The following is a 20,267-nucleotide window of genomic DNA, read 5'->3' as shown; positions in this document are numbered from 1 at the left end:
GAATCGGGGATCGGGAGTCGGGAATCGAGAATCGGGAATCGAGAATCGAGAATCGGGAATCGGGAATCGGGAATCGGGAATCGGGAGTCGGGAATCGGGAATCGGGAATCGGAAGAGCGTGGCCGCGGGCTGGACCGCGCGCGCCGGAGCTTGTGCGATTCCACGGCGGTTCGGCCTGGTGCTCGGCTTGGCCGCGGGCGTTGAGCGGTCGAGTGGGTGTTCTGAGTCGTGCGTTGCTCAGCTGGCCAGGCGGCGCGGGCCGTCGCGCTCGGCGACCACGGTGGCGATGAAGCGTTCGGCGTCCATCGGGCGGCCCAGCAGATAGCCTTGCAGCTGGTCGCAGCCCAGCCGTTCCAGGGTGTTGCGCTGGGCGAGGGTTTCCACGCCTTCGGCCACCACTTGCAGGCGCATGGTGTGCGCCAGCGCCACCACGGCGGCCACGATGGCGATGTCTTCGGCGCTGCCGTCCATGGCCTGGACGAAGCTGCGGTCGATCTTGAGCTCGTGCGCTGGCAGCTTGCGCAGGTACAGCAGGTTGGAATAGCCGGTGCCGAAGTCGTCGATGGCGATGCGCACGCCCAGCGCGTTGAGCTGGCCCAGGGTGCGCAGGCAGGCCTCGGCGTCGCGCATGGCCATGGTTTCGGTGATTTCCAGGGTGAGCTGGCCAGGGGCCAGCGCGTATTCGCTCAGCGTGGTGGCCACTTCGTCCAGCAGGCTCGGCGAGGCCAGCTGGAGGGCCGACAGGTTGACCGCCACCCGCCAGTCGCCGTGTCCGGCCTGCCGCCAGTCGCGCATCTGGCGGCAGGCCTGCCGCAGCACCCAGCTGCCGAGCAGGCCGATCATGCCGCTGCGTTCGGCCAGCGGAATGAAGCTGTCCGGCGGCACCAGGCCGCGTTCCGGGTGCTGCCAGCGGATCAGCGCTTCGGCGCCGATCGGGCGGCCGTCCTCGGCGCAGTACTTGGGCTGGTAATGCAGCACGAACTGCCCCAGTTCCAGCGCGCGCGGCAGTTCCTGCAGCAGCTGCAGGCGGTCGCGGGTGGTGGCCGTCATCGAGCGTTCGAAAAAGCTGTAGCGGTTGCGGCCGGCATGTTTGGCATGGGTCATTGCCGCATCGGCATGCGTCAGCAGCTGGTGCTCGCTACCGGCGTCTTCCGGGTACAGCGCAATGCCGATGCTGCTGCTCAGGCGCAGCTCGTGGTTGGCCACCAGGAACGGCACCGCCAGCGCCTGCACCAGATGCGCGGCCAGCGCGGCGGCGTCTTCCGGGTCGGCAATGTCGGCCATCAGCACGAATTCGTCGGCGCCCAGCCGCGCCAGGCTGCCATGCGCGCGTTGGTGCGCGTTCAAACGCTCGGCCACCACCACCAGCAGGCGGTCGCCCAACGCATGACCATAGCCATCGTTGATCACCTTGAAGCCGTCCAGGTTGATCAGCAAGACCGCAAAGCGCTGCCCCTGGCGCTGGGCGCGCTCGATGTTCTGCACGAGATGCTCGTGCAGCAGGATGCGGTTGGGCAGCCGGGTGAGTGGGTCGTGCAGCGTCGCCAGCGCCAGTTCGGCATTGGCCTTGGCCAGCGATTGGGCCAGCACGTCGGTGCGCTGTTGAAAGCGGCGCGACAGCAACGAAATGACCAGCGCCAGCATCAGCAGGACCAAGGTCACCAGCACCACCACCGCCGTCAGCCACGACAACGGCAGATGCATCTCGGCAACCGCGCCGCACACGCTGCCGGGCGCGAACTGGGCGGCGGCCATGCCGGTGTAATGCATGCCCACGATCGCCACGCCCATGATCGAGGCGGCGATCAAGCGCAGGCTGGAGCGCTGCCCATCGTGGCGCAGCCGGAACGCGATCCACAACGCGGCGGCGGAGGCGCCGACGGCGATGGCGATCGACAGCCCGAACAGCAGCGGGTCATAGCGAATGGCCGGCACCATGCGCAGCGCATCCATGCCCATGTAATGCATCAGCGCGATGCCAAGCCCCATCAGCAGCGCACCCAGGCCCAACCGGAGCAACGGCAGGTCCGCGCGCGAGGTCAGCCAGAGCGCCAGCGCCGAGGTCAGGATCGCCGCCAGCATCGAATAGCACGTCAGCGCCAGGTCGTAGCCCACCGGAATCGGCAGGCGGAACGCCAGCATGCCGACGAAGTGCATCGACCAGATGCCGATGCCCATGGCAATGGCGCCGCCCACCAGCCACGCAGCCGCGATGCCGCCGCGACTGGCAGTGGTGCGTGCAGCCAGATACAGCGCGGTGTAGGAAGCCAGCACGGCCACTACCAGCGACAGCATCACCATGCCAGGGTTGTAGGTTCCGACCACCTATCCACTTCCCACGTCGAAAGACGCGTTGCCCAAGACCTAGCGACCCCTTGCGCGACCTCTTGAGCGCGGGACAGCGGCCAATGCCGTCAATCCCGCGTTGCCGCCAGAGACGGCACGTTCGAAGGTCCTGCGATCGCCGTGCGTGCGCAGCCGGCGCACGCGATCACGGCATGTTTGCCACATCGACTGCCGGTGCGCCGTGGCTTGCCAATGACGCGTGCCTGACTGCCTGCGCGTGCCGACCTGGCCTGGCCACCTGCGCGGCTCATGCCACCGAACTTTCCGGTTCCTCCGGTTCGATCCGGTTACGGCCGGAGCGCTTGGCCCGATACAGCGCCTCGTCCGCACGTGCCAGCAGCGAGGCGGCGGTGTCGCCGACACGGAACCAGGACACGCCCACCGAACAGGTCACCTGCAGCGGGCGTGCGGTACCCACCTCGTAGGGAGCAAGGCTGAGCGCTTCGTGGATGGCGCGTAGCCGGTGCTGGCTCTGTTGGCTCATGCCCGGCAGCAACAGCAGCAATTCTTCGCCGCCGTAGCGGCCCACCTTGTCCGAATCGCGCAGGCAGGCCGTCAACCGTGCGCCCACCTTGGCCAGCACCGCATCGCCGACCAGATGCCCGTGTTCGTCGTTGACCTGTTTGAAGTGGTCCAGATCGATCAACACCACCGCCAGCGGATGCTCGCCGTGCGCGCAGCCTGCAGTTCTTCGGACATCGCTTCCAGGATGCCGGAGCGGTTGAGCAGGCCGGTCAGCGCGTCATGGCTGGCCTTCAAGGCCAGCGCCGCACGTGCGTTTTCCAGTTCGCGTTTTTCGCGCTCCAACTGGTAAGTGCGCTCGGACACCAATTCGGCCAGCATGCGTTCGCGCGCCACCAGATGGCGGTGCCGCCAGCGCCACAGGCCGATCAGCAGTCCGCTGCCGATCAACACATACAGCGCGATCGCCGGCAGGCTGCGCCACCACAGTGGCGCGACCGCAAAGGGCAGGTCGGCGATCGGCGAGGCGGTGCGACGGTAGCGGTCCAGCACCTGGACCTGCAGGCGGAAGTGCCCGGAGGGCAGCGGTGGCTGGTCGATGGACAGGTTGTCGCTCTGGATCCATTGGTCGTGCAGGCCGAGCAGGCGGTAACGCACCGTCAGGCGGCTGGGGTCGTCGTAGACCTCCATCGTCGACAGCTCGATGTGCAAGGGCTTGTCGCTCCAGCCCAGTAGCTGCCCGCGCTGCACCGGCATGCCGCCGCGGCTGACGCTGTCGATGCGCACTCTGGGCTGGCGTTCGTCGAACAGGCGCGCCGGGTCGCTCACGTGGCTCACCCCGCGTGCGGTGCCGATCCACACCGAACCATCCGGATCTTCTGCAAATGCAGCCTCGGAAACGTCGTCCCAGATCAGCCCCTGCGACTGCGACAGATGCGCCCAGCGCTCGCCGTCGTAGACCTCGACGCCGCGTGCATGGCCCACCCAGACCCGGCCGACGCTGTCGCCGCGCAGCAGGTACACGCCCACATCGCGCAGCGCTTCGTCGCTGATTTCCTGCAGGTCCAGGCCGTCGTGCAACAACATGCCGTGCCACAGGCCGGGGCGATAGAACGCCAGCCACACCTCACCGCTGTCGCTGATGTGGAACTTGGCGATCCATGGCTCCGGCGCGCCGCCGTTGACCTTGACCTTGACCTTGGACCACCGCCCATCGCGCAACTGGAACAAGCCGTTGGAGCTGGAAACCCATAGCGTGCCGTCGGCGGTTTGCTGGATGTCGGTATAGGCGATGGCAGGCACGTCGGCCACGGCCTGCATGCTGCCGCCCTCGAGCGGGTGTTCGATCACGAACAAGCCGCCGGCGCTGAGCATCCACAGCCGGCTCTGGCGGTCGATCAGCAGGCGACGCGCGGTGCGCGGCAACTTGGCGATCTGCGCGTTGCGCCCATCCGGCCAGGTGCGGCGCAGGACACCGGCCGAATTGAGCGTCCACAAGCTGCCGTCTGCGCTGCGCTGCATGCCCACGACCTGGATCCCGGCGCTTTGCAGGGCCGGGACAAAGCGCTTATCCGGCTCGGCCTGGCGGCCGATGCCGTGCTCGTTGCCGACCAGCAATGCGCCTTGCGTGTCGCGGGCGATCGACCAGGTCGGCGCGGCCGGCATGCCTTGCGAGGCGTCCCAGTTTTCGATCCATTCGTAGCCGGCCCAGCGCACCAGCCCTTCGCCGTCCACGGTCATCCAGATATCGCCGTCGCGGTCCACCAGGATCGCATCGCTGCTGCCCGGTGGTAGGCCATTGTCTGCGCCGAACGTGCGCCAGTGGCCGTTTTCCCAACGCGCTAGCCCGTCGTTACGACGCACCAACATGCGCCCTTCGCGGTCCATCACCAGCGATGCTGGCCGCCCGACCGTGCTGCCATCCAGCAGCGGCAGCGCGCGAACACTGAAGGCGCTCGCCCCGCGCGCGCGATAGAGCAGGTTGCCCGCACCGCGCACCCACAGCCCGCCGTCGTGGTCGCGCAACACGCTGTACCACCGGTCGTCCGGCACCCCGTGTTCGGGCCCGAACACCTGCACCTTGCGCTGCGCATCGATGGCGCACAGCTTGCGCGCGCAGCCCACCCACAGCGTGTCGCCGTCCACCGACAGGCTCAGCGACTTGGACAACTCCGGAACGCGGACCCGGGTTGCGGTGTCCAGCAATGGTTCGCTGTGCCAGCGATCGTTGGCGCGGACCTGCAGGATTTCCAGCGTGCCGCCATTGGCCAGCACCGTGCCCCAGGGCAGGCTGGCCAGTTGCATCTGGTCCCCCAGGTGCTCGGCTTCATCCGGCTGCAGTTTGCGGAAGCCGCGCTCGTCGCCGACGAACAAGGCCTGGAAGCCGGCCACCCATAACCGCCCATCGGCGGTTTCGGTGATCGAGGTGGTGGGCTCGTTGCGCAGGCCATCCAGCGGAATCTGTTGGAAGATGCGCCCGTTGTAGCGATACAGCCCGCTCTCGGTGCACACCCACAGCAAGGTGGCGCGGGTCTGCAGCAGGCAGGTACCGGCCAGCCCGAGCAGGCCCTGGTCGTGGGCATAGCGGCGGATGCTGGCGCTTTGCGCACCGGCCAGGTCGGCCAATGACAGCAACGCGAACAGCACCACGACGGCAAACGGTGCACGCCGGTGCGACGACCTCCATTGGCGGTGCTCAAACCCCACGGACGTTGCAGTCTCCACGCATCGGCAATGCGGTCCGCGCCCCTCGCGCGGTGTCTCAGGCTTGCCTCGGCAGCCCCCCATCGCAGGCCGCATTGGAACAACTAGCGGCTGCCAACGCGTAATCCTTTAAGGATGGTCTGATCAATGCGGCCAGAGGATGCGTCGACCCGCATCGGTAGCGCTGACTACGCTCACACCTTCGGTTTTTCGCTGTTTCCAGCGCATTCTCGGGGCGTTCTCCCCATTACAGGCACAACTTCCCAACGGCAGGCATCAACTGCTTCCGCTTCAGCCACAGGTTCGACAGCGCAAAGAGCGTCAGCACCTGCGCGGTGTTTTTGACCAGGCCGCGATAGCGCACCTTGGCATAGCCAAACTGGCGCTTGATCACCCGAAACGGATGTTCCACCTTCGCACGCAGGCTGGCCTTGGTGTGCTCCCAGCGCTTGGCCAACTTCAGTTCGCGCTTGTTCTTGATCTGCTTCAGCTTCGAGGGCTTCTCCGCGATCAGGTAGCGTAGCTTGCGCTTGCCCTTGATCTCATCGCGCTTCTCAAGCCCGGTGTAGCCGCTGTCCCCACACACCGTGTCTTCCTTGCCATGCAGCAGCTTGTGCGCTTGCGTGATGTCCGCCACGTTGGCTGCCGTGCATTCCACGTGGTGCACTAGGCCGGATTCATCATCCACTCCAATGTGCGCCTTCATCCCGAAGAAGTATTGGTTGCCCTTCTTGGTCTGGCGCATCTCCGGATCGCGCTCACCGTCCTTGTTCTTGGTCGAACTGGGCGCAGAGATAATCGTGGCATCCACAATCGTCCCGCCGCGCAGGCTCTGACCCTTGCGCGACAGATGCGCGTTCACCCGATTGAACAGCTTGCGCGCCAAATCGTGCTGCTCCAGCAGATGGCGAAAGTTGAGAATCGTCGTCTCGTCCGGCACCTCATCCAGCCCGCCGATCTTGGCGAAACGGCGCATCGACACCGTGTCGTACAAGGCTTCTTCCGCCGATGGATCGCTCAATGCATACCACTGCTGCAAAAAGTGGATGCGCAGCATCGTCTCCAGCCGATACGGCTGTCGTCCCGGTTGCCCCGACTTCGGATAGTGCGGCTCGATCAGCCCCAGCAGCTCCTTCCACGGCACGACCTGCTCCATCTCGGCCAAAAACACCTCACGCCGCGTCCGCTTGCGCTTGCCGTCGTACTCCGCGTCGCCGAAGGTCAGCTGCATCGAAATCGTCTACTCGGGTCGATGATCGATTGTGGCAGATCAGGACGGATTGTTCAGAGTTTCCTTAATGCTTGAGCGAGCACGACGGCGTGAGGAACTGGCGAACGCCTCTGTTTGTTGGCGTATTGCAGGGCACCGGTCACACGTTTGCGCAAGCGCGATGCACCTGTCATCGCTGCCGAGCTCTCCACAGCGCGGTAGTTGGCCGGCGCAGGCGTGCGCTTGACCCGGCGTTGCAATCGATTGCCGGCGCATGTGCGCCTTCAGTGTGCGGGTCGAACGGTGCAACGCGCAGCAAGCTCACCTGCGCTGCGGTCACACCTGATCGAAGGTATCCAGCGGCACGTGGTCGTAATCGACACGATTGCGGCCACTGCGCTTGGCCCTGTACAGCGCTGCGTCGGCGCGTGCCAGCAATTGCTCGAGCGTTTCGCCACGCTGGAACCAGGCCACGCCGACCGAACAGGTGACATGCAGCCAGCCGCCATCGATGGGGTAGTCGCCGCAGATGCCGCGGTGCAGGGCGTCCAGCCGATGGGTGGCATCCAGGTTCAGGCCTGGCAGCAGCGCCAGCAGTTCTTCGCCGCCGTAACGGCCGATGCGGTCGTCGCCGCGCATCAGGGTGTCCATGCGGCGGCCGACCCCGGCCAGGACGGCGTCGCCGGCCAGATGGCCGTGTTGGTCGTTGACCAGTTTGAAGTGGTCCAGATCGATCAACACCACTGCCAGCGGACGCCCGGTGTGTTCGGCATGCAGCAGCATTTCGCGCAACGCGGCCAGGATGCCGGCGCGATTGAGCAAACCGGTGAGTTCGTCGTGGGTGGCCTTGAGCGAGAGTTCGGCGCGCGCCGCTTCCAGGTCGCGCTTGTCCTGTTCAAGCTCGGCGGTGCGCTTGGCCACCAGCTGCTCCAGTTCACGCTTGCGTCGCAGCAGTTTGGCGGTGCGCCAACGCAGCAGCGCGATCACTGCCGCGATGCTCAGCAGCACGTACCCGACCATGGCCGGAACGCCCCGCCACCACGGTGGCACCAACTCGAATCCGAAGCGGGTGATCGGGCTGCTGCTGCGCTGGTAGGCATCCAGTGCCTGCACTTCCAGCGTGTAACTGCCTGGCGGCAGCAGCGGGTAGGTCAGGTGGCTGAGCGAGGTGCTGGTCCAGCTGGCCTGATGGCCTTCGACCCGGTAACGGAAGCTGACGCGGTCCGGGCCACCCTCCGCTCCCGGGGTACTGATGTCCACATCCAGCGGCACTTGCGACCACGCCACCCGGGCTTGCGGCAACAGCGGCTGGTCGCCGCGGCGCACATGCAAGATCGCCACCCGCAGCGGCGGTGCGGCGAACAGGCGCATCGGATCCAGCAGGTGGGTCAGGCCACGGCTGCTGCCGAGCCAGACGCTGCCATCGGTATCTTCGAAAAACGCATTGGCCGACATGTCGTCCCACAACAGCCCTTCGGTGCGCGTGGCCCGCGACCAACGACCGTTCTGGTACACATCCAGGCCCTGGCTGCTGCCCAGCCACAGCCGGCCCTTGCTGTCGTGGCGCAGGATGAAGGGCATCACCCGTGCCACCAGCGGGTCGTCCACCGCGGCAAGCGTCAGTACGCCGTCGGCTTGCAGCCGGCCATGCCACAACCCGGTGTCGCGCAGCGATAGCCAGACCTCGCCATCGGCGCTGAAATCGAGCAGGAAGAAATCCTGGCTAGGCAGGTCGCCGCGCACCTGTACGCGCTGCCAGTTGCGTCTTTTGCCTGCAGGAACAGGCCTTCGCGCGTGCTGGCCCACAGCCGTCCCTGCGGATCCAGGTCGATATCGCCCACGAAGGCCGCCGGCAGCGCCATTTCGCGCTCGGCTCGCAGTGGGGTGCCACGCCGTACCCGGTACAGCCCGCGCGGGGTGGTGATCCACAAGGTGCCGGCGGTGTCGAACATCAGCCGGTTGATCGGCAGGTCGAGCTGCAGCACATCGGTGGTCTTGCCGCTGCGCGGGTCGCGCCGCGCCACGGCCCCGGACGAGCGCGCCACCCAGGCCGCACCATCGTCCGGCGACAGTGCGATGGAAATGGACTGCAGCAGGGGTTGGCCGTCCTCCAGCGTCCACGGCTGCATGCGCCCGCTGCGCGGATCGAGCACATTGGATCCCGCATCGCCACCGACCAACAGCTCACCGCTGGGCAGCCGCTGGCTGACCCAGGTCGGCGCTTCGGCCAGCCCCTGGCTTTGGTCCCAGTGCTCGATGGTGCCGTAGCCCAGCCAGCGCTGCACCCCCAGTCCGCGCGTGCCGATCCATAGCTGGCCGGTGCTCTGCATCATCAACGGGCCGACCATGGGGCTGATCTGCAACCCCTGGCTTTGGCCGAAGTAGCGCCAGTGGTCGCCTTCCCAGCGCACCAGGCCGCGGTCCGAGCGGGTCAGCAGGCGGCCTTGCGCATCTTCCGACAGCGTGGTGGCACCGGAGAGGGTGTCGAATCGGGTGCCGGCCGGCGCCGGACGATTGCGGAACACGCGCTCGCCGGCAGCACGTGAGAGCACCAGCCCGCCACCGCGCAACCACAAGGTGCCCAGGTGATCGCGAAAGATCGCGCGCCATTGCCGTTCGGGTACGCCATCGTCCTCGGACAGCAAGGTGATCTTGCCGCTGGCATCGATTCGGCAGACGTGCTGGCCGCAGCTGGCCCATAACGCGGTTCCATCGGCCAGCAAGGCCCTGCCGGCCGGCAGGAGACGGCCATCGTCCAACTGCAAGGGCAGGGAGTGGACCGACCAGCCGCCTGCGGCACCAGGCGACAGCCGCAGCAGGCTGTTTTCGCTGACCACCACCACGCCATCGGCGTAGGCGGCAACGACATTGCCGCTGTCGGCGCGGATCGGTTTGCCATCGCGCAGCACCTGCACGAAGTCGTTGCCCTCGCGCACGAACAGGCCATTGGCGCTGGACACCCACAGACGGCCGGCCGCATCCAGCCCGAGTGCGCGGATATAGCGCGCATCCAGCCCGCTCTCCTTGCCGACCGGGGTGAAGCGTTCGCGTTCGAAACGGTGCAGCGCCAGCTCGGTGCCGACCCAGACCACGCCCTGGCGGTCTTCGAGCAGGCTGTTGACGGTCATGCCCTGCAGGCCATCGGCCTGGGCGTAATCGCGGAAGCTGTAGGTTTGCGCCCAACTTGGGCCGCAGGCCAGCACCGCTGCCAGCAACAGCCACGCCGTTGCACGCAGGCGAGCGCCTTGCAATCGCATCGGGGCCAACAGCGCAGGCACAGTGAGCATCGATTCCCGTGGGTGGGTCAGTGTTGGACGACGGTACGCAGCGTCAATCGTGTAGGGGCGTTGACGGCTGCGCGGCCAGAAACTTGAGGCGTGTCACGGTTTGGCAGGGTGCAGGATGGGGCGGCCACGTCGAAGCGGCGTCGGCACGGGTGAGCCGGCCCCTGCCTTGCTTGCTGTGGTCGGCGGTTGTCTAGTGTGGATCAGGCCGTCAGCTCCCTGGCGGCATCGAAGGCGGTATCGAACATGCGTTGCACCGGAGGAGCGAATTCGCTGGCGAAACTCGACAGCAGGAACAGCCCCAGCAGCACCGTCAGCGGCAGGCCCAGTTGCATGGGATTCAATGCCGGGGCCGCCTTGGCCAGCGCGCCGAAAGCCAGATTCACCGCCAGCATCGCCACCATCATCGGCAAGGCCAGGGTCAGTCCGCCGCGCAGGATCTGCAGGAACAGGGTGGGCGCCACTTCGGCGAATGCGCCGGCATCGGGCAACGCGGTCCCGATCGGCAACGCCTTGTAGCTGTCCACCAGCAATGCGATCACCGCCAGATGCCCGTTGGCCGCGAAGAACAGCAGCCCGAAGCCGAGATAGAACCACTGGGCGATCACCCCCGAGGTCACGCCGCGCATCGGGTCGGACATCTGCGCGAACGACAGGCCGGTGGACTGCGAGACCAGTTCGCCGGCCAATGCGCCGGCTTCGAAAATGAGCTTCAGCATGAAGCCCATGCTGGCCCCGACTGCCAGTTCGCGCGCAATGCTCAGCACTGCCTGGGCGGTAAAGCCGTCCCACTCCGGCACCGGCGGCAGGATCGGTGCCAGCACCATCGCCAGCGTCCCGGCCAGCATCACCCGCACCCGTCCGGGCACCGCCCGCGTGCCGATCAACGGCATGGCGGTCAGCAACGCACCGGTGCGCAGCATGGTCCACATGATCGCCCCGACCATCGCGAACGCGCGCTGGCCATCGATCACCATCTGGGTGGCGGAATCCATCCGGTCCGGCCCGCTAGCCGATCAGATGCGGAATGCGCTGGAACAGCGCAATGGTGAACTCCACCAGATGCCCCAGCAGCATGCTGCCGGTGGCAAACAGCGTGGCCGTCAGCGCGACCGCCTTGGCCACGAAGGCGATGGTCGGTTCGTTCAACTGGGTGGCGGCTTGCACCACGCCAATCACCACGCCGACCACCAGCACGGCCAGCAACATCGGCCCGGCGATCCACAGGACGGTGACCAGGCCACCACGCAATTCAGTCAGGGCGATTTCAGGGCTCATGGGAGGTGCTGATGCAAGTGGGGTGCCAAAGGGGCGGGGATTGGGGAATTGGGAGTCGGGATTTGCGACCTGGCTGGCGGTTTGGTGAGGAGGAGGTCGGTTTCATCCTCGCGATTGGCCGTGCCTTGCCTTGCCTTGCTGTTAGCGTGTCGCTGTCGCTGTCGCTGTCGCTGTCGCTGTCGCTGTCGCTGTGCTCTTGCTCTGGTTTGCTGGTGCTTTGCTGTCGGCTTTTCGGGCCCCATACCGCAGCGGCAGGCCACGTGGGTCAAACCCCGAAGGGGCGGCGCGCATGGATGCGCGACGTTTTTCTAAGGGACATGGATGTCCCTTAGAAAAATTCCCACGTGGACTGCGTACCCGTAGCGCCTTGGCGCGTAGGGGCGCGAGGACGGGGGTGTGTTTCTTTGGTTACTTTCTTTGCACAAGCAAAGAAAGTGACTCGCCCCCCGAAGGGGGACGAAAGCTCTGCACTTGCTTGTGTTTAAGCTTATGTCTCCGTTTTTTATGGGCGCAACGTCAAGTAAGGGGCTTTCACGCCCTGTGGGCGCGAGTCACTTTTCTTTGCTTGTGCAAAGAAAAGTAACCAAAAGAAAGCACACCCCGTCCTCGCGCCTTCCGCGCTACGCGCTCCAGGTCCGCATGCCATCCGGGAATTTTTCAAAGGGACGTCCATGTCCCTTTGAAAAACGTCGCGCATCCATGCGCGCCGCCCCTGCGGGGTTTGACCCGGATGGCCTGCCGCTGCGGTATGGGGGCCCGGAGAAGCAAGAACCTAGAAGCACGAACCTAAAAGCTAGAACCTAAAAGCTAGAACCAAGCACGGGGCTGCAAGCGCTTGAGTACTACAGCTGTGCTGTGTGGCGGCTTCCAACAAAACACACTCCACTAGCCGGCAAGCGCTACCGCGCGCAACGCGCCCCCACACCTACGACGCATTGAAGCTGGCAGCCAGCGTCCCCACCACCAGCACCCACCCATCCACCAGGATGAACAGCAAAATCTTGAACGGTGCCGAGATCAGCATCGGCGACAGCATCATCATGCCCATCGACATCAGCACGCTGGCCACCACCAGGTCGATGATCACGAACGGGATGAAGATCAGGAAACCGATTTCGAAGGCGGTCTTCAGCTCGCTGGTCACGAACGAGGCCACCAGCACCGGGAACGGTACCGCGTCCGGGCCGGCGTACTTGCCGTCGCCGGCCATGCCGGCGAAGGTCATCAGGTCGGTCTCGCGGATCTGCGCCAGCATGAAAGCGCGCAGCGGCTGCGTGGTGAGCGTCCAGGCAGTGGAGAAATCGATCTGGTTATTGAGGTAGGGCTGCAGGCCGGCGCCCCACATTTTTTGCCACACCGGCATCATCACCAGCGCGGTCAGGAACATCGCCAGGCCCAGCAGCACCTGATTGGACGGGGTCTGGCCGGTACCCAGCGCCTGGCGCAGCAGGCCCAGCACGATGGTGATGCGGGTGAAGGCGGTCAGCACCAGCAGCATCGACGGCAGCAGGGTGATCGCCGTCATCAGCAGCAAGGTCTGCAGCGGCAGGCTCACCGGCTGGTCGCCGATGCGGCCCACGCTCACGTTCGGCAGCGACGGCAACTGGTTGGAACCGGCCGGCACCGCGGCAGGGGGCGCCGCTGGTGCCGCGGCCTGCGCCATTGCCGGCAGCGCGGCCGGGCTGGCCGCGGCCAGCAGCGGGCAACTCATCACCAGCAGGATCAGCACCAGGCGCACACTGCGCCCCCAACGATTCCAACGGCTCAACATGTCACGGGTCCTTGCGCAGCTTCTGGGCAAGCAGCTGGGCGAAATTGGGAAGTTGCTTGAACGTAGGCAGGGTGGGTGCGGGCGCGGGCGGCAGCGGTTCTGGCAGGGTGTGCAGGGTGCTGATGCCGCCGGCGGTGACGCCCAGCAACAACTGCTGGCCGTTCACCTCCACCACCACCACACGTTCCTTGGCACCGACTGCCAGGCTGGTCACCACACGCAGGCCCTCGGTGCTGCGGAATCCGCTGCCGGGCATGCGCTTGAGCAACCAGCCCAGGCCGACGATCAGCGCGAGCACCAACAGCAATGCAAAGACTGCGCCAAACAGGCTGGGCGAGGACGGCGCCTGCGCGCCGACCTGGGTCGCCTTGGCCGCGACCGGCGCGGCAGCGGCCAGCAGGCCGATCACCGCAGCCTCCGGATCCGTTCGCTGGGGCTGACCACGTCGGTCAGGCGAATGCCGAAGCGGTCGTTGATGACCACCACTTCGCCGTGCGCGATCAGGGTGCCGTTGACGTAGACGTCCAGCGGTTCGCCAGCGCCGCGTTCCAGTTCCACCACCGAGCCCTGGTTGAGCTGCAGTAGGTTACGGATCGGAATGCGGGCGCGGCCCACTTCCAGCGACAGGGTCACCGGTACGTCGAGGATCACGTCCAGGTTGAGGTCGGCAGGGTTCTGGTCCTGCTCGGCCTGCAGGCTGTCGAAGGTGGCAGGCGAGGCGTCGAGGATGTCGGAGTTGATCATGTGCTGGAGTCCTGGGAGGGAACGGCGCGTGGGGCTTGCACGCCGGGCGGGCGTACGGCGGTGATCTTGACGGCGTTGTTGCCATTGGAAACGCCGAATTCGCCGGTGAACAACGGGATGTCTTCCACGCACAGCGGCACCTGGGCGGGCAGGTCGATCGGCAGGATGTCGCCGACCTTCAACCCGGTGAGCTGGCGCAGGCTCATGCGCTTGCTGGCCAGCACACTGGAGAGGGTGACCTCGGCGGTATCCAGCTGCTCGCGCAGCATCACGTTCCAGGAGTCGTCGCGGTCGTTGCGGTCGCTCTGGATGCCGGCATCGAGCAGTTCGCGGATCGGCTCCAGCATCGAATACGGCAGGGTGATGTGGATCTCGCCGCCGCCGCCTTCCAGCTCTACATGGAACCGGCACACCACCACGTACTCGCGCGGGGTGACGATGTTGGCGAAGTGCGGGTTGATCTCCGAGTTGATGTACTCGAAGTCCACGTCCATCACCGGTGCCCAGGCTTCCTTCAGGTCGGCGAAGGTCTGCTTGAGCATCAGCTGGATCACGCGCATCTCGGTGGCGGTGAATTCGCGGCCTTCGATGCGGGTGTGGAAGCGGCCGTCGCCACCGAAGAAGTTGTCCACCACGGTGAACACCAGGGTCGGTTCGAACACGATCAGGCCGGTGCCGCGCAGCGGCTTGAAACGGATCAGGTTGAGGTTGGTCGGCACATACAGCGAGTGCATGTACTCGTTGAACTTGACCAGGTCGATGCCGCGCACCGACAGGTCGGCCGAGCGCCGGATCAGGTTGAACAGGCCGATGCGCCACAGCCGCGCGAAGCGCTCGTTGACCATCTCCAGGGTCGGCATGCGCCCACGGATGATGCGGTCCTGGCTGGACAGATCGTATTGGCGCGCCTCGCCGGGCAGCGGCTCCGGCTCGGTGTTGACCGCGCCCGAATCCACGCCATGCAACAGGGCATCGATCTCGTCTTGGGAAAGCAGATCACTGACGCTCATCGGGCAGGCCTTACTGGGTCACGAAACTGGTGAACAGCAATTCTTCGACGCACTTCTTGCCGGTCTCGCTGGTCATGACCTTCTGCGCTTCGGCCAGGGCGGACTTCTGCAGCTTCTGCTTGCCGGCCAGGTCGGCCACGTCGGTGGCCTTGACCTGCGACAGCAGCATCAACAGGTGCGCGCGGATGGCCGGCGCGTTCTCGGTGATGAGCTTGAGCTCTTCGGGGTCGCGGGTGACCAGCTGCACTTCGACCTGCAGATACTGCGGGCCATCGCCGGGGTCGGCCAGGTTGACCACGATCGCCGGGTCCATCGGGAAGTACTGCGCCGGCTTGGGCACTTCGGCCACCTTGGGGGCGTCGTGCTTGCCGCCTTTTTCCTCGCCCTTGTGGCCCAGGAAGAACCAGGCGCCGCCGCCAGCGGCGGCCAGCACCACCACGCCGATGGCGATGAGCAGGATAGGCTTCTTGCCGCCCTTCTTCTTCTCGCCCTTGTCGTCTTTGTCGTCGGTCTTCTTGGATTTTTCAGCCGCTGCCACGTTCTGCTCCAGGGGAATGCTCACCCTGTCGATGCAACTGGCATGCCAAAACCGCGTCGGTTTCCTGGCGCGGGCTGCGTGAGAACCAAAAAACCCCCGCAGGCCTTGCGCTGCAGGGGTGGAAGGGCGTCATCGGCCCCCGGCCGGGGGGCGAGGATCAGCGGTGCCGGGGTGTGCCCGGCGGGTCGTCTCAGGCGTAGGCGTCCAGCAATCCACGCTGGCGTAACACCACCGACGGAATTCCGACGGGCGGGACATCGTCCAGGGTCAGGCCGTTGCCGCTGTCGTTGCCGCCATTGCGATTGCCCGAGGAGTTGCGCTGTTGCTGGCCGACATCGGCCTGGCCAAGCTGGAAGCCGTTCTGGCCGAGCATTTCGCGCAGCCGCGGCAGGCTCTGTTCCAGTGCCTGGCGGGTGTCGGCATTGGCGGCGGTGAAGCTGGCATTGACCTTGTCGCCCTCCAGATGCAGGCGCACCTCGACCGGGCCCATCTCGTTCGGGGTCACCTTGATGTGGGCATGGCCGATCTTCTGGTCGGCCAGCCAGCTCATGCGCGCACCGATGGCGTCGTCGAACGTGTCGCTGCCCAGCTCCGGGGTGGGGGTAGGCGAGGCGCTGAAGATCGGGGCGGGGTCCTGCAGGCGGGAGAGTGCCGGCGCAGTGGTGGTCGGCAGCACGAACGCCGGGGCGTCCGGCGCTGCCGCGGCGGCGCTGTCGTCGGCGGCCGGTTCCAGCGCCTTGGCGGCCATGCTCATCAACGCGGCGGTCTGCGCATCGCCGCTTACGGCGGTGGTCGAGGTGGGCTTGGCGCCTGCGGCGGCAGCCGGCACCAGCGCTCCCAACGCGGGCAGGGTGGTGCCCGCGTTGGCAGTGGCGGCGGCTGCGGTTGCATCGGTGGGCGTTGCGGTGGCCGTGCCCGCGGCATTGGCTGCGCCGGCCATGCTGGCCGTCAGCGCCGCTGCTGCGGCCGCCAGCACGTCGCCGCCCGGCAGCGCCTGCGTCAGCAGGCCCATGCCGAAGCCACCCAGGCCAGCCGGCGGCCAGCCGGCATCGGTTGCGGTGGTCGTTTCTGCGGGCGCCTCTTCACTGCTCGCGGCGGCCTTGGCGGCTGTGCCCGTCTTGCCGGCAGTGGCCGCTGTGCTCTTGTCGGTGGTAGCCGCGTCCTTGGCGGTACTTGGCTTGGCCTGCTTGGCATCGCCGTCCTGCGCCCGCGGCCGGGCAGTGGCATCGCCGGCCGCGTCGTCGTGGGCGTCCTCGTCGCTGCGGTTCCTGTCGGACTGGTTGGGCTTGGGCGCGGCCTGCTTGGCAGGCACGCGCTCGGGTGCCTGCGGCGGGGCCTGGTTCGGCGTGTTGGCCGGATTGAGCATGCGCGCAAACTGGTCCTGGCCCGCGTCCGGTTCGGAGGAGGGGTCGCTGTAGCTGGATTTCTTGCCGGTGCCGGCAAGCGCACCAAGGCCGGCGGCGAAGGCGGACAAGGGGTTCATGCGGATTCTCCGTGGGTGTCTTGGCTGCGGGCCAGGCGCGCACGACGCGCGCCGAGGTCGTCCATCTCACGCTGGTCGCGGCGTTCGATCACTTTGTTTTCCTGGGCACGGTAGCTGGCGGCCAGTTGCTCCAGCACCTGCTTCTCGCGGCTGGCCAGCAGCAGCCGGGTGCGTTCGGCTTCGACCTTGGCGATGTTGCTTTGCACGGTCTGCGCCTGCTGCAGCACGGCGCTGTCCAGGCGGTCCAGGAACGCGCGGCGGTTGCTCAGCGCCACCGCACTGGTGCCGGCCATCTGGCTGTTGGCGTATTCCTCGGCGTAGCGGCGCAATTCTTCCAGGCGCGACTGGTGGGTTTCCAGCACGCGCTGGCGCTCGGCCAAGTCGCGGGCGACCTTGTCTTCCTGTTCCTGCGCGCGGCGCAGCAGTGGGTCGATCCGTTTGGACTGCATCATGGATTAGTTCTCGGGTTCGACCAGTTGTTGCAGGGCGGACAGGCTGTCGCTCAGCAGCGAGGCCTTGTGCACGTCCTGGCCGAGGAATTCGACGATTTCCGGCCAGCGTGCCAGCGCCTCGTCGGTGGCCGGGTCGCTGCCGCGCTGGTAGGCGCCGATGGCGATCAGGTCGCGGTTGGCGGTGTAGGCCGAGAGCAGCCGCTTGAGCTTGCGGATGCGCAGGCGCCAGGTGTCGTCGGCGATGTCCTGCACCACGCGGCTGACCGAGGATTCCAGGTCGATGGCCGGATACAGGCCGCTGTCGGCCACCCGACGCGAGAGCAGGATGTGGCCGTCCAGGATGGCGCGGGCGGCGTCGGCGATCGGGTCCTGCGGGTCGTCGCCTTCGGTCAGCACGGTGTAGAAGGCGGTGATCGAGCCGCGGCCCTTGGCGCCGTTGCCGGCACGCTCCACCAGCGCCGGCAATTTGGCGAACACCGACGGCGGGTAGCCGCGGGTGGTCGGCGGCTCGCCGACCGACAGGCCGATCTCGCGCTGCGCCTGCGCAAAGCGGGTCAGCGAGTCCATCAGCAGCAGCACGTTCAAGCCCTGGTCGCGGAACCATTCGGCAATGGCAGTGGCGCGGTAGGCGCCATGCAGGCGTGCCAGCGGCGGGCGGTCGGCCGGTGCGGCCACCACCACGGCGCGGCGCAGGCCTTCTTCGCCCAGGGTGGTTTCGACGAAGTCGCGCACTTCGCGGCCACGTTCGCCGATCAGCCCGACCACGATGACATCGGCCGAGGTGAAGCGGGTCATCATGCCGAGCAGTGTCGACTTGCCGACGCCGGAACCGGCGAACAGGCCCACGCGCTGGCCGCGGCCGATCGGCAGCATGGCGTTGATGGCGCGCACGCCGACGTCCAGCGAGGTGGTGATGGGTTCGCGCGCCAGCGGGTTGATCGACACGCCAGCCATGCCGATGCTGCCTTCGGCGCGGATCGGGCCCTTGCCGTCCAGCGGGGTGCCGTCGCTGTCGATGACGCGGCCGAGCAGGCCTTCGCCCACTTCCACGCCGCCGCGGCGCCGCGAAGGCACCACCCGCGCATTTGGCAGCAGGCCATGCAGTTCGGCGCTGGGCATCAGGTAGGTGCGCTCGCCGGCGAAGCCGACCACTTCGGCGTCGACCCAGCCGCCATCGACCTCGACCTTGCAGGTCGCGCCCATCGGCGCTTCGCAGCCGGTGGCTTCCAGGGTCAGGCCGACCGCGCGGCGCAGGATGCCTTCGCGGATCAGGGTGCGGCCGGCGGTGGGTTCCAGACCCAGCGTGCCCAGCCGGGTGGCCAGGCGCAGATTGCGTGCATCCAGCCAATCGGCCGGGGTGGCACCGAACAGGGCGCTCACAGGCCCGCTCCGGATTTGCGCATGACCGTCTCCAGCGCAGCCCGCAGGCGCGCGTCCAGGGTGCCGTCGATGCGCACGCTTTCGGCGTGCACACGCAGGTCGCCGCGGCTCAGGCTCATGTCCGGGGCCACGCGGGTGGTGCTGCTGGGCGCCAGATGCGGCAGCAGCGCGGTGATGTCGTCCGGATGCAGGCGCACTTCGACTTCGCGGCCGGCGCCGCCCACCGCATCGACCGCCTCGCCGACCAGGTCGGCCAGCAGCTGCGGGTCGGCCTGGTAGGCACGGCCGACCAGCTGGCCGGCGATGCGCACGGCCAATTCGCCGAGCGCACCGACCACTTCGTTTTCCAACCGCGCCAGCGGGCGGGTGAAGTTGTCCAGGATGCCGTCGATCTGCGCGGTGAGCCGACGCACTTCCGACTGGCCCTGGGCGAAGCCTTCGGCATGCCCGCGCGCGAAACCTTCGTGCTGGGCAGCGTCTTCGATGGCCTGGATCTCTTCCAGGGTCGGCGGGCGCAGCACCGGCTCGAGCATGGCCGGTTCTTCGTAGTCCGGTTCGGGCAGGGCCGGGACAAGCTGCAGGTCCGGGGCCAGCCAGCGGGTGACCACCTCGTTCATACCATGGCCTCCGCACCGGCGCCGCCCAGGCTGATGGCGCCTTCGTCAGCCAGGCGGCGGACGATGGTGAGGATTTCCTTCTGCGCCGCTTCCACGTCGGCAAGGCGCACCGGGCCGCGCGCTTCCATGTCCTCGAGCAGGATTTCGGCCGCGCGCTGGGACATGTTGCGGGTGATCTTTTCGCGCACCTTGACGTCGGCGCCGCGCAGGGCCAGGCCCAGTCGCTCGCCGGAGACTTCGCGCAGCAGCGTCTGCAGGCCGCGGTCGTCCAGGTCCACCAGGTTGTCGAACACGAACATCAGGTCCTGGATCTTGCCGGCCAGGTCGGCATCGATCTTGCCGATCTCGCCCAGCACGCCCTGGTCGGAGCCGGTGTCCAGGAAGTTGAGGATGTTGGCCGCCACCTTGATGCCGCCCACGTTGGACGACTTCAGGTTCTGGTTGCCGGCAAATTGACGCTCCATGATGTCGTTGAGCTCGCTCAGCGCGTTCGGCGGAATGCCGTCCAGGGTGGCGATGCGCAGCAGCACGTCGGCGCGGGTGCGCTCGGGCAGCAGCTTCAGCGCCTCGGCGGCCTGGTCGCTGTCCAGATGCGCCATGACGATGGCGATGATCTGCGGGTGTTCGTTGCGCACCAGGTCGGCGACCGCGCGCGGGTCCATCCACTTCAACGTATCCAGGCCGGTGGTGTTGCGGCCCAGCAGGATGCGGTCGATCAGTCCACCGGCCTTGTCGGCGCCCAGCGCCTGGATCAGCACGTTGCGGATGTAGTCGTCGGCGCCCACGCCCAGCGAGGTCTTGCCCGCCAGTTCGCCGTTGAACTCGTCCATCACCTTTTCGACCTGGTCGCGCGAGATGCCGGTCATGGTGGCCATGGCGATGCCGATCTTCTGCACCTCCTTGGGGTCCATGTGCTTGAGCACTTCTGCGGCGTCGCTCTCACCCAGCGACAGCAACAGCACCGCAGCGCGCTGTACTCCGGTCATCGG

At 66.8% G+C, this 20,267-nt stretch carries 14 protein-coding genes and 2 pseudogenes; all 16 read right to left on the bottom strand.

The features are described from left to right. Positions 1 to 237 precede the first annotated feature (237 nt). Complete coding sequence (locus ACCQ00_RS11085; protein ID WP_039573476.1) at positions 238 to 2,325, bottom strand: putative bifunctional diguanylate cyclase/phosphodiesterase; 2,088 nt, start codon at positions 2,323 to 2,325, stop codon at positions 238 to 240. Between the two features lie 268 nt (positions 2,326 to 2,593). Next, positions 2,594 to 5,514: pseudogene (locus tag ACCQ00_RS11080) on the bottom strand (diguanylate cyclase). Positions 5,515 to 5,758: 244 nt separating this feature from the next. After that, positions 5,759 to 6,742, bottom strand: a complete 984-nt coding sequence (locus tag ACCQ00_RS11075) for an IS5-like element ISXfu1 family transposase (protein WP_022557821.1) — start codon at positions 6,740 to 6,742, stop codon at positions 5,759 to 5,761. 315 nt (positions 6,743 to 7,057) lie between these two features. Then, positions 7,058 to 9,978 (bottom strand): annotated as a pseudogene (locus ACCQ00_RS11070) (diguanylate cyclase domain-containing protein). 230 nt (positions 9,979 to 10,208) lie between these two features. Beyond that, the gene (gene fliR / locus ACCQ00_RS11065) at positions 10,209 to 11,000 is read right to left on the bottom strand and encodes a flagellar biosynthetic protein FliR (RefSeq protein ID WP_008572484.1); all 792 of its coding nucleotides are present in this window, start codon (positions 10,998 to 11,000) and stop codon (positions 10,209 to 10,211) included. 13 nt (positions 11,001 to 11,013) lie between these two features. Then, entirely contained in the window at positions 11,014 to 11,283 is a 270-nt protein-coding gene (locus ACCQ00_RS11060; RefSeq protein WP_005917968.1) for a flagellar biosynthetic protein FliQ, read from the bottom strand. A gap of 925 nt (positions 11,284 to 12,208) precedes the next feature. Next, a complete protein-coding gene (gene fliP / locus ACCQ00_RS11055) occupies positions 12,209 to 13,054 on the bottom strand; it encodes a flagellar type III secretion system pore protein FliP (protein ID WP_033483637.1) in 846 nt (281 codons plus the stop codon). Position 13,055: 1 nt separating this feature from the next. Continuing rightward, positions 13,056 to 13,463 (bottom strand): flagellar biosynthetic protein FliO, encoded by a 408-nt coding sequence (gene fliO / locus ACCQ00_RS11050; RefSeq protein WP_039575627.1) that lies wholly within the window; start codon positions 13,461 to 13,463, stop codon positions 13,056 to 13,058. Then, a complete protein-coding gene (gene fliN / locus ACCQ00_RS11045; protein WP_039575625.1) occupies positions 13,460 to 13,798 on the bottom strand; it encodes a flagellar motor switch protein FliN in 339 nt (112 codons plus the stop codon). Before fliN ends, fliO begins: the two co-directional genes overlap by 4 nt. Continuing rightward, positions 13,795 to 14,808, bottom strand: a complete 1,014-nt coding sequence (gene fliM / locus ACCQ00_RS11040) for a flagellar motor switch protein FliM (RefSeq protein ID WP_039575621.1) — start codon at positions 14,806 to 14,808, stop codon at positions 13,795 to 13,797. The genes fliN and fliM overlap by 4 nt, the downstream gene beginning before the upstream one ends. A gap of 10 nt (positions 14,809 to 14,818) precedes the next feature. Then, positions 14,819 to 15,370 carry a flagellar basal body-associated FliL family protein gene (locus ACCQ00_RS11035; protein ID WP_017158026.1) on the bottom strand — a complete coding sequence of 184 codons (552 nt, stop codon included), beginning with the start codon at positions 15,368 to 15,370 and terminating at the stop codon, positions 14,819 to 14,821. Positions 15,371 to 15,536: 166 nt separating this feature from the next. Further along, positions 15,537 to 16,829, bottom strand: coding sequence for a flagellar hook-length control protein FliK (locus ACCQ00_RS11030; protein WP_039584193.1), 1,293 nt, complete (start codon positions 16,827 to 16,829; stop codon positions 15,537 to 15,539). Further along, entirely contained in the window at positions 16,826 to 17,281 is a 456-nt protein-coding gene (gene fliJ, locus ACCQ00_RS11025) for a flagellar export protein FliJ (RefSeq protein ID WP_017158028.1), read from the bottom strand. Before fliJ ends, ACCQ00_RS11030 begins: the two co-directional genes overlap by 4 nt. A 3-nt stretch (positions 17,282 to 17,284) precedes the next feature. Further along, positions 17,285 to 18,661 carry a FliI/YscN family ATPase gene (locus ACCQ00_RS11020; RefSeq protein ID WP_005918170.1) on the bottom strand — a complete coding sequence of 459 codons (1,377 nt, stop codon included), beginning with the start codon at positions 18,659 to 18,661 and terminating at the stop codon, positions 17,285 to 17,287. After that, a complete protein-coding gene (locus tag ACCQ00_RS11015; protein WP_011347268.1) occupies positions 18,658 to 19,278 on the bottom strand; it encodes a FliH/SctL family protein in 621 nt (206 codons plus the stop codon). Before ACCQ00_RS11015 ends, ACCQ00_RS11020 begins: the two co-directional genes overlap by 4 nt. Beyond that, positions 19,275 to 20,264: a flagellar motor switch protein FliG gene (gene fliG / locus ACCQ00_RS11010; protein ID WP_017158030.1), complete on the bottom strand. Its 990-nt coding sequence runs from the start codon at positions 20,262 to 20,264 to the stop codon at positions 19,275 to 19,277. The genes ACCQ00_RS11015 and fliG overlap by 4 nt, the downstream gene beginning before the upstream one ends. Between the last annotated feature and the right edge of the window lie 3 nt (positions 20,265 to 20,267).

The organism is Xanthomonas sp. NCPPB 3761 (assembly GCF_041475705.2).
GTDB lineage: Bacteria > Pseudomonadota > Gammaproteobacteria > Xanthomonadales > Xanthomonadaceae > Xanthomonas > Xanthomonas phaseoli.
Note: the sequence above shows the minus strand (reverse complement) of the source record. Positions and strands in the feature narration are given on the sequence as shown.